This window comes from [Flexibacter] sp. ATCC 35208 (assembly GCF_001975825.1).
Classification (GTDB): Bacteria; Bacteroidota; Bacteroidia; order Chitinophagales; family Chitinophagaceae; genus Chitinophaga.
The window spans coordinates 248,033-262,257 of sequence record NZ_MTKN01000001.1; the positions used below are offsets into that span (position 1 = coordinate 248,033).

The window sequence follows — 14,225 nt, forward strand, 5'->3', positions numbered from 1 at the left end:
TTTAATAGTAGCCCGATCAATTCAGACATGTTAAAACCAAAATGACACTTACAGGTTCTAAATGACACCCCATTCCTATATCTTTAATGTGATAATATTATGACCGGACGCAAAATCACGATTGATAGCGCTGTTATTTATATGCGTAAGTTGCGGGGCACTTCGCATATGCGTATACGCTTCAAGGAAGATGAGTTTTTATTGTTAAGACACAAAGGTCAGGAGCCTACATTTGAGACAAAGCCGGATTTACCTGAGGACGCATTGGGTAAAATAATCTGGGCGGTATCACATTATTTCCCGCTTAGTGAGCGGGAGAGGTAGGCTGGGCCAGTTTAGTTTTTTTGTTTTGAAAGTGGAATAGGTAGATTAGACTCATTCAATTTTTCTACTTAAAAGCAGAAGGGGTAGACTTAACTAATTCTATTTTTCTGCCGTCTAGATCTGCAATGACGGCGGTGTAGCCCCAGGGGGTGTCTACTCCTGGCGTCACCAAATTTCCTCCTAATGATAATATGGATTGCACAACGATATCGGGGTTCTCAACTGAGAAGCCGAGGCGGGTGCTTGCGTCCGGAATAGTTTGAGATTTTAAGAGCGGGTAGATTTCTAAAGTGGGAGTGGTGCCTTTGCTGGCGTAGTGCATAGGGCCGTTTCCATGTTGGTGGTATTCGAATTCAAATCCGAGGGCGGTGTAAAACTGAGCCTGTTCGTGTAGTTTGTTGGTACGAATGACGATGAGGTTGCAGGAGATCATAGCATAAAGATAAAAATAAGCGCATGAATTTGGGCAGCAGGAAGCTGCCCAAATTCATGCGCGGGCCAGGTAAAAATCGGCTGCCTCCGGTAGCCGATTTTTACCTGGTATTATTTAAAAACTTTTTATACTTTACACTCCACCAAAACGCGCACGTTATGAAATTGTTCCGGATGCTACTGCCGTTCTGTTGCTGCTTTTTATACATTACGCTGTATGCCAACGACGAACCTATAAAAAACCTCGGTATTGAAAACGGCTTATCCAATAACGCCGTCATGAACGTATACCAGGACTACAAAGGCTTTATGTGGATCTGTACCTATGATGGTCTCAACCGCTTCGACGGCTACAAATTCCGCATCTTCCGCAATAAAATCGGCGACTCCACTTCCCTCAATGACAATGGGAATTTCACGATCGAAGGCGACTACCTCCACCGTATCTGGCTTGGGGGCCGCAAAGGTATTAGTGTATTCAACCCCGTCAATGAGCAATTTACCACCGCCCGTTTTACCCCTTATAAAAGCCCTACTCCCCGCCCTGAAATCGGCGTTATCCACATTATCCGCGCCGGCGATAGTGGAAAAACCGTCTTAGCAGGTACGGAACGTGACGGTCTCTTATTATTTCATGAAAATGTATACGCCGGTATCCAGGTACCCATCATTCAAAATACCACTACCCTCACCAATTACGAAGTGACCGGTATCGACTTTGACCACAATATTGCTTTTGTATTTGTACAAGACATTGGCCTTTGCAAATACAATCCACAAACACGATCCCTGCAAATCATCAATCAGAGCATCCGCCAGGCAAACTGTCTTCGTAGCGATCAGCAAGGTGGCCTATGGTTAGGTACTGATAATGGCTTGTTCCGATACAACCTTACTAATAATTCCTTCTCAGAAAATTACATCCAGACCCACAACAAAGTCGTAGGCCTCTGTATAGACAAAACCGGCAGGATCTGGGTAGCCTCTGACGGGGCAGGTGTCTTCATCGTCTCTTCCCGTGAAAATATCAATAAGTGTCAATTGAACAGTAATGCGGTATATGCTGTATATGAAGACAGAGAAGGTCGTATGTGGATCGGCACTTTAAGAGGTGGAATCAGCATTGTCGCCCCTCGGCGTAATCCATTCGAACTCCATCGTTTCAATGGGGAAAACACGGTGTGCAACTTTATCCTTTCCTTCTGCGAAGGAGTGAATAACGATATCTGGATCGGCACTGATGGCGGAGGTCTCAAGCACTGGGACAGACCCCATAATCAATTCACTGCTTTCACTGCCGACGCTACCAAACCCAACGCTATCAGTAGCAACTTTATCACCTGCATTCTTCGTGATGCGCAGGATGATATCTGGGTGTCCACCTGGTTCGGCGGCATCAACAGGTATAAAAAAGGCAGTAACGCCTTCGAGCATTTTCATTGCAACAACCCCACTACCAATACTACTGAAAACAATGTATGGGTTGTATACGAAGATGCACAGAAACAGATATGGGCCAGTACCACCAATAATGGTACCCTCTATACTTTCAACAGAACGACCAACCAGTTCGAACTCTTTGACAATACCCTTATCAACATCCAATGCCTGGCCGAAGATGCCCAGGGACATCTGTGGGGTGGTAACTACCAGGACCTGATCTCCATAGACAGGGCACACAAACAACACAAGGTTTTCCACATTGGTTACACCGTACGCAGTATTCACGAGGATAAACATGGCAACTTCTGGGTAGGCACCGATGGTGGTGGCTTATTACAATTCAATAAACAAACAGGCCGTTTTATTCGCTATACAGAAACAGATGGTTTACCCAGCAACGCTATCCTGCGAATCATCGAAGATAACAGCGGCGATCTATGGCTCAGTACTTTCAATGGTCTGGCCAGATTTAACCCGCAGACAAAAATCTGTCGTAGTTTCTCACAATCTGATGGCCTGCAAAGTAACCAGTTCAGCTACAATGCGGCACTCAAACTCAGCACCGGTGAGTGTATGTTCGGGGGTATCAAAGGCTTCAATGTCTTTTTCCCGGATAGTATTTACGACCAGACTACTTTGCCGCCGGTATTCCTCACTGGTATCAGAATTAGCAATACCCCTGTTGAACAGGAAGGCAAATATATTTCCAAAAGCGCGCTTGAAAATGTAGAGGAATTAAAGATCCCTTACGACAAAGCAGCTATTTCCCTGGACTTCGTCGCCCTGGAATATACTTCTCCGGACAAGATCAATTATGCCTACCGACTGGAAGGCTGGGATAAACAATGGAACTATGTCGGAGAAGCACGTACCGCAAATTATACCCGTCTGCAGGAAGGCACGTATATTTTTAAAATCAAAGCCACCAGTGCCGAAGGTCTTTGGGGGCCAGAGATCAGCACGATCCGCATTATTGTATTGCCACCCTGGTACAGAAGCTGGTGGGCATACTTATTATATACCGTAGTAATAGGAGGTCTGTTATATGTTTTTATGCGTTATCGCTCCAGGCAGGAACGCCTTGATTACGAAATTCGGCTTGCGCACCTGGAAAATGAGAAAGAAAAAGAGCTGAATGAGAAGAAGTTATCTTTCTTTACTCATATTTCACATGAATTTAGGACACCTTTGAGCTTGATTATCAATCCTCTTAAAGCATACACCCAGGACCCGGAACTCAGTATTGTCTATAGAAATGCACGCAGACTACTCAGTTTAGTGGATCAGTTACTCCTGTTCAGAAAAGCTGATTCAGGTGGAGATACATTGAAAATCAATAGACTGGATATGGTGGAGCTATGTAAAGAAGCTTTTTTGTGTTTCTCTCAGCAGGCAAGACTCAAAAATATCGACTACCAGTTCGAAGGCGGACAATGTCCGATCGAAATGTATGTAGATGATGAGAAGATGGAGGTGGCCTTATTCAATTTATTGTCCAATGCTTTCAAATTTACCCCTGATGGTGGAAAGGTGGTCTTTAAAATTCGTGAGTTATTCACAGAAGTGGAAATTTCCATACAGGATTCCGGTTGTGGTATTCCTATTACTACCGGTAACCGCATTTTTGATAAATTCAGCAGGGTAGGTGGGCGTCAGACAGGTTTCGGGATCGGCCTTTATCTCGTGAAGCATTTTATTGAAAGTCATCATGGTAGTATTACTTACCATAGCCGCCAGCAGGAAGGCACTACTTTCGTCATTCGTTTGCGCAAGGGTCTCGGTCATCTCACCGGGTATGACTTTGCCACCAATGAGCGCTCCGCCATTTTGCAGGAACTGATGGAAGAAACGACTGTACCTGCGAAAAAAGAAGAAAAACTCCTGCCTGGAGAAATGGTCACAGAGAAAAGATCCCTGCTTTGCATTGATGACAATGCTGACATCCGGGCGTACCTCCGGCAGTTATTTTCTGACCATTATATAATATATGAAGCAGAAAACGGGGATGACGGATTTGCCATGGTGCAGGAGCAACTCCCGGATCTTGTGATCAGTGATGTACAAATGCCGGGTATGGATGGATTGGAACTCTGTACCAAAATCAAAAATACAGAAGCCCTGAGCCACATCCCCGTGATCCTCCTGACCTCTGCCCATGAACTGAAAATCAAAGGGATAGAAGAAGGGGCGGACGATTACATCACCAAACCATTTGATAAAGACCTGTTGCTGGCCAAGGTGCAGACCCTTCTGAAAAACAGGAACCTGCTTCGCCAATACTTCCTGGACAGCATCACCTTACAAAAGAGTACAGTCAAAGTTCCCGCTGCCTACCGGGACTTCCTCAATAATTGTATCAGTATTATAGAATCCAACCTGGGAAATGAAGATTTCTCTATCAAAACCTTCACGCAGGCTATCGGTATGAGTCATTCCAGCTTATACAAAAAGGTAAAATCCATTTCCGGTCAGACGATCAATGCCTTTATCCGTTCTATTCGACTTCGCAAAGCGGCGATGCTGATGATAAAGGAAGATTATACCATCAATCAGGCAGCTTTTGAGGTAGGCATTGGCGATGTGAAGTACTTCAGGGAGCAATTTGTAAAGCTCTTTGGCATGAATCCATCCGAATATGTAAAGAAGTATCGCCACTCTTTTAACCAGGACCTTACTATCATAAAAGAGGGGTAATTGAACGAATTTACCCCCTTTCTTAAATGATTTACCCCCCTTCCCAGGGGGGGGTAAATCATTAATTTGCCCTTGTCTTGATCAATGAAAACCTGATAATCAACCGTTTACTCATCCAAACAGAATTCCGTTATGAAAAAAGTCTTGCACAGGCACGTGCGGCAGTTGCCCTTGTTTCTGCGACTGTCATTGCTTTTAGTATTCATGTTCCCTGTATTTATTGCACAGGCCCAGGAGGGCAAAATTTCCGGTAAAGTGGTGTCCGGGGGACAACCAGTACCTGGTGTAACAGTGAAAGTTAAAGGGACTAACCAGGGAGCTGTGACCGACATCAATGGTCACTATACCGTCACTGCAAAACAGGGAGATACCCTTGTATTCAATCACATGTCTTACGCTGCTCAGTCTATCGCCGTTGCAGGGCCTTCCGTGAATGCAACGCTGAGTGAAAACTCGCAGACTGTGAGCGAAGTGGTAGTAGTAGGTTATGGTACCCAGAAAAAGGAGACCCTGACCGGATCTATCTCCGTCGTAAAAGGTGCGGACATTGTAAGAAGTCCGCAACCGAACGTATCCAACTCACTCGCAGGTCGTTTCTCTGGTGTGATCGCCAACAACCGTGCTGGTGAACCGGGTTATGACAACTCCAACATTTACATCAGAGGTCTGGGTACCACCGGTAACAACGATGTACTTGTAGTGGTAGATGGTGTACCAGGTCAGATTGGTGGATTATCAAGACTGGACCCTAACGATATTGAAAGCATCAGCGTACTGAAAGACGCTTCTGCTGCAGTATATGGTAGCCGTGCAGCGAATGGTGTGATCCTCGTAACCACCAAGAGAGGTAAAACCGGTAAGCCGGTGATCAATTACACCTTTAACCAGGGTTTTTCTTCCCCAACCCGTTTGCCAAAAATGGCGGATGCACCCACCTTTGCTGCGATCCAGAATGAGATTGCGTATTACACCGATCCGGCAGGTGGCATGAACCAGTATTATACGGACGAAGAGATCCAGAAATACAGAGATGGTTCTGATCCGCTGAACTACCCTAATACTGACTGGCAGAAAGTGGTGCTGAAAAAATCAGCGACACAGCAGCAGCATAACCTGGCAGTAAGCGGTGGTACGACTGATGTAAGATATTATGCATCTCTCGGTACGATCAGCCAGGATGGTTTATATAAAAATGGTGCGACAAAGTACAATCAGTATAACTTCCGTTCCAACATCGATGCGGATGTAACTAAAAGACTGAAAGTAAGTCTGTACCTGAGCGGCAGAGAGGAAGATCGTAACTACCCTGTAACCAGTGCCGGCGACATCTTCCGCGCTATTTACAGGGCTTATCCTACCATCGCACCTTACTACCCTAATGGATTACCTACTTATGGTATAGAAGGGAGTAACCCTGCACTGATAGGCACCAGCATAGGTGGAACCAGCCGCAACCCTACACAGGTATTTAATGGTATACTGAAAGGTGCATACCAGATTCCAGGAGTAGAAGGGTTGTCACTGGATGGATTTTATTCTATCGACAAATCCTGGAGCTTTATCAAGACGTTCAGCAAACCTTATTCCGTATACAACTACAATTCAACGACCGGTGCTTACGATAAGACAATCGTAGGTGGTTCAAACGGGTTAGCAACTTTGTCAGAAGGACAATTAAACAGAACCATGATGGTGTCCAACATCAAACTGAACTATGCACATCAGTTTGGTAAACACAACATCGCAGCGTTTGTCGCTTATGAGCAAAGTAAAACATCTCAGGATTCACTGGGTGCTTACCGCATGAACTTCCCATCTTCCACTACACCGGAACTGTCACAGGGTGGTCCTGCCAGTGAAGACAAAAATAACTCTGGTAACAGCTATAACTTTACCCGTAAGAGTTATTTCGGTAGACTGGCGTACAACTACCAGGAGAAATACCTGGTAGAAGCGCAGGCACGTGTGGATGGATCTTCTGCATTCCCAAGCGGGCATCAGTATGGGTTCTTCCCATCTATCTCTGCTGGTTACCGCATTTCACAGGAGCCATGGTTTAAGGGTGTGAAGTTCATCAATGACCTGAAACTCCGTGGATCTTATGGTTCATTGGGTAATGATAATATCTCCCTGTTCCAGTACTTTGACAACTACTCATTCAACAGTCAGTATGTAATCGGTGATGCGGTACATGCGGGTATTGACCTCACTAAACTGGCTAACCAGAATATCACCTGGGAAGTAGCGAAGAAACTGGACGTAGGTCTGAATGCAATATTCCTGGATCATTTCAACGTGGAGTTTATTTACTTCCAGCAGAAACGTTCTGATATCCTCACCCAGCGCAATGCTTCTATTCCTGGTACTTCAGGCATCGTAAACCCTTATGGTTCCGATCCGCTGGTGCCTGCAGAGAACATTGGTAAGGTAAACAGTAATGGTATTGAAGCTACACTGGGATACAATAATGTGACTAAAGGGGGCTTCCGTTATGGTATCAATACCAACATCACATATGCAAAGAGCAAGATCATCTACATCGACGAAGCGTCTGGTACACTCGATTACCAGCGTCAAACCGGTCATCCGATGAACACCTCTTTATTGTATAATGCGATTGGTATATTCAGAACACAGGAAGATCTGGATAAATATCCACACCTGGCCAATGCACAACTGGGTGATCTGATCTACCAGGATTACAACAACGATGGTGCGATCACAGCTGATGACCAGACAAGAACAAAGTATGGCAACATTCCTGAAATCACATATGGTATTCTGTTGAATGGAGCATACAAAGGTTTCGATGCATCAGTTGTATTTGCAGGGCAGACACATGTAAGTCAGTATGTACTGCCTGAATCAGGTACAATCGGAAACTTCTACAGCAGCTGGGCAGATAACCGTTGGAGCCCAACCCATACAGATGGAACTTATCCAAGAGTAGATACCCGTGCATCATCTTCCGTAAATGGTGGTTTGTATGCGAACAATTTCTGGCTGAACAATGCATCCTTTCTCCGTTTGAAGAACGTAGAGTTGGGGTATACGATCAATGCAACGTTGCTGAACAGGGCAAAGATCAGTTCACTCCGTGTGTATGCCAGCGCTTACAACCTGTTCACGATTACAAAAGTGAAAGATTACGATCCGGAAGGAAACAGCAGCAGCGGACAGTTCTATCCGCAACAGCGTATTGTGAACCTGGGGCTGAATGTTAAGTTTTAATTCTGAAAAATTACGGTCATGAGAAAGATTCAATATTTTTTATACCTTCTGGCAATAGGATTTGTGTCCTGCAAGAAGAATTACCTGGATATCGTGCCTACGGACCGTGTGTCTGACGTGGCAGTGTTGTCCGACTCGCTTTTGTTTGAAGACTATGTGATTAACCGATACATGGGTGTAAAGCTCCAGGATAAAGAAGCGGAGGGTACGCCTCCGGGTTTTGGAAGAGGATTTGAATACGCGATGTGGAGCTCACTATCAGATGAATCTATTTATAATAATGATGATAATACCTGGTTGGTGCAACAGGGTTTGCTGGCACCAGAAAACACAGGTATTACCGGTACACTCTGGGCTAGAAGTTATCGTAGCATCAGGGAGGTAAACTATGCCCTGAACAACATTGCAGTAGTGCCAATGAGTGAGGGATTGCGGAATAAGCTGAGAGGTGAATTACACTTTATCCGTGGGTTCCGTTACCAGGATCTGATCCGCAACTATGGTGGTGTAGTGATGGTGGGTGATAGTGTGTATAACCTGGAGGATAATCTGGCAGATGCATCCTTGTACACCCGTGCATCTTTGCAGACATCTATGGATTATGCGATAAAGGAAATGGATTCAGCAGCTTATTATTTACCATCAGCAAATGATGATTCATGGGAACTGGGTCGTGCTACCAAAGGTGCGGCACTGGCACTGAAATCAAGGCTGACACTGTATGCAGCGAGTCCGCTTTACAATGCAGGAACCTGGGCAGATGCAGCAGCCGCTGCAAAAGCGGTGATGGATCTGGGGCAGTATTCAATTGATGCAGACTATGGAGGATTGTTTAAGAACTCAGCGAGTAAAGAGATCATTTTCGAAAGACTATATGTAATTGGTGCAAGACATACCTGTTTAGAAATTGCCAACGGACCAAATGGTTATGGCGGATGGGCGGGTAATACACCATTGCAGAATATAGTAGATGCGTATGAAATGAATAATGGTCTTCCTATTACCGATGCGAGCTCCGGTTATGATGCAGCAAACCCCTATGCTAACAGGGATGCGCGTTTCTATGCTTCTATTCTGTACAATGGTGCGACCTATAGAAACAGTACGATCGAAACATTCACACCAGGAGGTAAAGATAGTCAGGATGGTAATTCGAACTGGAATACATCCAAGACAGGTTATTACCTGAAGAAGTTCATGGACGATACCAATCCGATCGACAACCCATGGAATGTGGCAGGATTACAACCATGGATTTATTTCCGCTATGCAGAGATCCTGCTGAACTATGCAGAAGCACAGAATGAAGCAGCGGGACCAGATGCATCAGTATATGCAGCAGTGAACCAGGTTCGTCAGCGTAGCAGTGTCAATCAACCTGCATTGACGACAGGTTTGACACAGGATGAAATGAGAACGGCTATTCAGAGAGAAAGACAGGTAGAGCTGGCATTTGAAGAGCATCGTTTTTATGATGTGAGAAGATGGAAAATTGCATCTACGACTGAGAATGTGCCGGCATATGGTATGACGATCACGAAGTCAAACGGGGTATATACATATACCAGGAAGACAGCGCTGGCCGGACGTTTATTTGCTGACAAGAACTATTGGCTGCCAATTCCAAGATCTGAGATATTGGCGTCTAATGGTCAGTTGACGCAGAATACGGGGTACTAATAGTGTGATGCCGGTGCCAACAGGGCGCCAAAAGTTCACCAAAAGAGCATCAAAAGGTCACCTCAATATCCCAGGGATAATGAAGTGACCTTTTGGTAACCTTATAATGGCCTTTTAGCGGCCTTATAGTAGCATTATCATGATAGCGTTATAATAAACTTAGACAGGATGAAAAAAATAAGCGTAGCGATCATCGCCCTAATGGCTTTATGGATGCAGGGGATGGGGCAATCTCAACACACCTTTGCGTTGGGAGACAGTACCTTTTTGCTGGACGGGCATCCTTTTCAGATGATTTCGGGTGAGATTCATTATCCCCGGGTACCTCGTGAGGCATGGCGTGCCAGAATTCAAATGGCAAAGTCAATGGGTTTGAATACCATTGGTACCTATGTATTCTGGAATGTGCATGAGCCGGAGAAGGGGCATTATGAGTTTTCGGGCAATAATGATATTGCGGAGTTTGTGAAGATTGCGAAGGAGGAGGGGATGTATGTGGTACTGCGGCCAAGTCCTTATGTGTGTGCGGAGTGGGAGTTTGGTGGCTACCCTTATTGGTTGCAGAATGAGAAAGGATTGGTAGTGAGGAGTAAAGATCCGCGTTACCTGGAGGCTTACCGCAATTATATCCATGCGGTGGGCAAGCAGTTGGCGCCATTGCAGGTGAATCATGGCGGGAATATACTGATGGTGCAGATTGAAAATGAGTATGGTTCTTATTCAGATGATAAGGAGTACCTGGAAATAAACAGGAAGATGTTTGTCGATGCAGGTTTTGATGGATTGCTGTTTACCTGCGATCCGGAAGCAGCGATTAAAAACGGGCATTTACCGGGCTTATTACCGGCTATTAATGGGCAGGATAACCCAGTGAAGGTAAAGAAACTGATACGCGAAAATCATGGCGGAAAAGGGCCTTTTTATATTGCTGAATGGTATCCTGCATGGTTTGACTGGTGGGGTACAAAACATCACACCGTACCGTATCAGCAATACCTGGGTAGATTGGATAGTGTGTTGAGTGCGGGTATTTCTATTAACATGTATATGTTCCATGGTGGTACAACGCGTGGATTTATGAATGGGGCAAATGCGAATGATAAGGATCCTTATGAGCCGCAGATAAGTAGTTACGATTACGATGCGCCATTGGATGAGGCAGGTAATGCGACGGAAAAATACATGCAGTTCCGTGCGGTGATAGCAAAGCATTTGCAACCGGGGCAGACATTGCCAGCCGTGCCGGCGAAGAGAGGTGTGATCACTATTCCTGCTGTTACATTAACACAGGCGACTGGGGTATTCAGTTTATTGCCGGCGGCAGTGAAGCATGCGACCCCACTGACTTTTGAAGATTTGAAACAGGCCTATGGATTTGTTTTATATAGAACGACGGTGGATGGTGGTAAAGCGGGTGTGCTGAAGATCAATGCATTGAGGGATTATGGGATTGTGTATGTGAATGGAAAGAGAGTGGGTACGCTGGATAGAAGGTTGAAGCAGGATAGTTTGCAGGTGACATTACCGAAAGGGAAAGTGCGACTGGAGATCCTGGTGGAGAACTTAGGGAGGATCAATTTTGGACCTTATTTATTGCAGAATAAGAAAGGGATTACAGAGAGCGTGGTATTTGGTGGAAAGGAGTTGAAAGGATGGGAGATGTATTCTTTGCCGTTTAGTAATGTGCCGGTAGTGAAGGCGGGAAAAGTTGGGGTGAATGAGCCGGTGCTGAGAGAGGGTGGTTTTAAACTGGATGCGGTAGGTGATACTTACCTGGATATGAGCCAGTGGGGGAAAGGTGTGGTGTGGGTGAATGGGCATAATTTAGGAAGGTACTGGGAAGTGGGGCCACAGCAGACGGTGTTTGTGCCGGCGGAGTGGTTGAAAAAAGGGGAGAATAGTATTGCGGTGTTGGAGTTGATAAAGCCGGAGGTACAGGTCGTGAGGGGGATAGATCATGCTATTTTGGATGAGGTAAGATAAAAACGTAGAACGATGAGTAGGCCCTCCCATTTGGGAGGGCTTTTTGCTTTTAGATTTATTTAGATGCGATTATTACCGACCGGCGAAAAGCCGGTCGGTAATAATCGCCCGCACGAAAAGCTGCTTCGGCCTCCGGCCGAAGCAGCTTTTCGTAAGTTGTAACTTTTGGAACAGTCGTCTCGTTCTAATGAAAACCTATTTCCCATGTATGTAGCATCAACCAGACTGTTTCCGACAGCGCTGCTGGCCGTGTATTTGTTTATGCTAAGCAGCTGTTTGAAGGATAAATGTACCAACAACATTCCTTCAAAAATATACACACCTGTTTACGCCAGTCTCGATTCCCTTAGATCTTCTATCCGTAGCGAGTCTCCACACGAAATTGTATCACCAGGTAAAATCTATCTCTACGGCAACTACATCTTCCTGAACGAGCTGAACAAAGGTATCCACGTCATCGACAACTCCAACCCATCTTCCCCACAAAAAATCGCATTTATCAACATCCCCGGCAATGTAGACCTGGCTGTAAAAGGGAATGTGATGTATGTGGACAGTTACATCGACCTTGTGGCGCTGGACATCAGCGATCCTCACAACATCCGCCAGACAAAAAGACTGAACAATGTATTCCCCCAGCGGCAATATGAATATGGTATCATTGCCGATACGCTGAGAGGGATAATCACCAGTTTCGAAATAAGAGATACCGTGCTTTCAAATACCTGTAATTTAGACAGCTGGAATGGTGTTTATGTATATAATAGTGCGGCCAACAGTGTCACCGTTTCGAACAGCTCAAATGTATCTGTACCTTCTGTTACCGGCAAAGCTGGTTCTACCGCACGTTTTGGGCTGATGAATAATACCCTGTATACAGTGGATTATTACGGTATCCAGGTCTTTAATGTACAACAGGCCAATGAACCTGTGAAGAAAAACAACTTTACTGTTTTTGCTAATATCGAAACTATTTTCCCATACGATCATTACATCTTTATTGGCAGCACCACCGGCATGCTCATTTATGATGTGAGCAATCCTGAAATGCCGGTAGCTGCAGGTACTTTCTCACACATTCAATCCTGTGATCCTGTAGTGGTAGAAGGGAAAACGGCGTATGTGACATTAAGATCCGGTACAACCTGCGCGGGTAATCAGAATCAACTGGACGTAATTAATATAGCAGATGTGAAAAACCCGCAATTGTTGAAAAGCTATGTCATGACAGGGCCTTATGGATTAGGTATTGATGGCAACAACCTGTTTGTATGTGAAGGTACAAATGGCTTACACTTTATGGATGCCACTGATCCATTGAATGTAGAGACGAAGCAAACCGTGAAAGACATAGAAGCCTATGATGTGATCCCAAACAATCATGTACTGTTGGTAACAGCCAAAGATGGTTTGTACCAGTACGATTATTCTAATTTAAGTAAACCTGCCTTGTTAAGTAAGATTGGCATCGTCATTAAATAATTACTATGAAATATATACTGTTGTTATGTGCAGGGCTGTTGGCTATGCAGGGATTGACTGCGCAGCGAAAGCTGGATGTACTATATTTTAAGAATGGCAGTGTGATCAGGGGGCATATCTTTTCGACAGAGAATGGGGTATTGAAAATAGAGAACAGGGTAAAAGATACGTTAGTGTTTAATCGTGCAGAGATGGATAGTGTGAAGCAGGAGAAGGTATATCCTAAAATAGCGCCTAATGGTTTTTATAATATAGATGAAGCAGGGTTACAATTTTCTGATAAGAAGGGATCTGTGTGGAGATGCATTGCAGGATATAGGTTTGCCTATCAATACCAGATAGGTGTGGGGATTGGGTTAGATGATTATCAGGCAAGGTCAGTACCGGTATTCGGAGATCTTCGTTATGATTTCAGTAAGGAGGAGCGAACTTTCTTTTCTTATGCAGGTGCGGGCAAAGCCATTCCATGGTTAACACGTAAACAGTGGTCGCTACAAAATTCCAGAGAACCGGATCAGAACGTAGCCGGCACTTATATACATGCGGGATTGGGATATAAATTCAGGTGGAGATATAATAGTTCATTTCATTTATCAGCAGGTTATGCGCATGCAGCATTCAAAACAAAGACTGCAGTGTTGGATTGGCAGACGCAAAGGCCATTAGGCACCTTTACCACCACAGATTATACTTTTAACAGAGTTACCGTGATGATGGGCATCACACTGTAAGGGGGGCGCGTCCCCCCTTTACAATTTTCTGAACCTCAATACTTGCGGTACTTTTAAATATATTATAAATAATTCTATATTACATTATTTACATTTTTTGTTATAAAAATTATGAAATTATCATCCAAGTCTCTATATTTAACATAACAACCAAAATCAAAATCCAAATAACCAAAATCTAATCAATATTTATAGGCTGACATTGTGATGGACATCTATTGATTA

8 protein-coding genes are annotated in these 14,225 nt (G+C 44.6%); 7 read left to right on the plus strand and 1 reads right to left on the minus strand.

The genetic code is table 11. The features are described 5' to 3' along the window. The first annotated feature begins 99 nt into the window (after positions 1-99). Entirely contained in the window at positions 100-324 is a 225-nt protein-coding gene (locus BW716_RS00955) for a hypothetical protein (protein WP_083720224.1), read from the plus strand. A 64-nt stretch (positions 325-388) separates the two neighbouring features. Here the strand turns inward: BW716_RS00955 and BW716_RS00960 are convergent, their stop codons facing one another. Further along, positions 389-757 (minus strand): VOC family protein, encoded by a 369-nt coding sequence (locus BW716_RS00960; RefSeq protein WP_083720225.1) that lies wholly within the window; start codon positions 755-757, stop codon positions 389-391. 158 nt (positions 758-915) lie between these two features. Here BW716_RS00960 and BW716_RS00965 point away from each other — a divergent pair, with 158 nt between their 5' ends. From BW716_RS00965 to BW716_RS00990, 6 genes are all read left to right on the plus strand, one after another. After that, positions 916-4,893 (plus strand): two-component regulator propeller domain-containing protein, encoded by a 3,978-nt coding sequence (locus BW716_RS00965; protein ID WP_235643398.1) that lies wholly within the window; start codon positions 916-918, stop codon positions 4,891-4,893. Between the two features lie 132 nt (positions 4,894-5,025). After that, a complete protein-coding gene (locus BW716_RS00970; protein ID WP_083720226.1) occupies positions 5,026-8,124 on the plus strand; it encodes a TonB-dependent receptor in 3,099 nt (1,032 codons plus the stop codon). An 18-nt stretch (positions 8,125-8,142) separates the two neighbouring features. Further along, positions 8,143-9,804, plus strand: coding sequence for a RagB/SusD family nutrient uptake outer membrane protein (locus tag BW716_RS00975; protein ID WP_083720227.1), 1,662 nt, complete (start codon positions 8,143-8,145; stop codon positions 9,802-9,804). Positions 9,805-9,972: 168 nt separating this feature from the next. After that, entirely contained in the window at positions 9,973-11,787 is a 1,815-nt protein-coding gene (locus tag BW716_RS00980) for a beta-galactosidase family protein (RefSeq protein ID WP_083720228.1), read from the plus strand. A gap of 204 nt (positions 11,788-11,991) precedes the next feature. Next, complete coding sequence (locus tag BW716_RS00985; protein WP_083720229.1) at positions 11,992-13,269, plus strand: LVIVD repeat-containing protein; 1,278 nt, start codon at positions 11,992-11,994, stop codon at positions 13,267-13,269. A 5-nt stretch (positions 13,270-13,274) separates the two neighbouring features. Then, positions 13,275-14,000, plus strand: a complete 726-nt coding sequence (locus BW716_RS00990; RefSeq protein WP_083720230.1) for a hypothetical protein — start codon at positions 13,275-13,277, stop codon at positions 13,998-14,000. Positions 14,001-14,225: the final 225 nt, after the last annotated feature.

Excerpts from the sequence above, each read along its gene's own strand:
- BW716_RS00990 (WP_083720230.1), top strand. The coding sequence starts at position 13,275 with ATGAAATATATACTGTTGTTATGTGCAGGGCTGTTGGCTATGCAGGGA.
- BW716_RS00970 (WP_083720226.1), top strand. The coding sequence starts at position 5,026 with ATGAAAAAAGTCTTGCACAGGCACGTGCGGCAGTTGCCCTTGTTTCTG.
- BW716_RS00975 (WP_083720227.1), top strand. The coding sequence starts at position 8,143 with ATGAGAAAGATTCAATATTTTTTATACCTTCTGGCAATAGGATTTGTG.
- BW716_RS00955 (WP_083720224.1), top strand. The coding sequence starts at position 100 with ATGACCGGACGCAAAATCACGATTGATAGCGCTGTTATTTATATGCGT.
- BW716_RS00985 (WP_083720229.1), top strand. The coding sequence starts at position 11,992 with ATGTATGTAGCATCAACCAGACTGTTTCCGACAGCGCTGCTGGCCGTG.
- BW716_RS00980 (WP_083720228.1), top strand. The coding sequence starts at position 9,973 with ATGAAAAAAATAAGCGTAGCGATCATCGCCCTAATGGCTTTATGGATG.
- BW716_RS00965 (WP_235643398.1), top strand. The coding sequence starts at position 916 with ATGAAATTGTTCCGGATGCTACTGCCGTTCTGTTGCTGCTTTTTATAC.
- BW716_RS00960 (WP_083720225.1), bottom strand. The coding sequence starts at position 757 with ATGATCTCCTGCAACCTCATCGTCATTCGTACCAACAAACTACACGAA.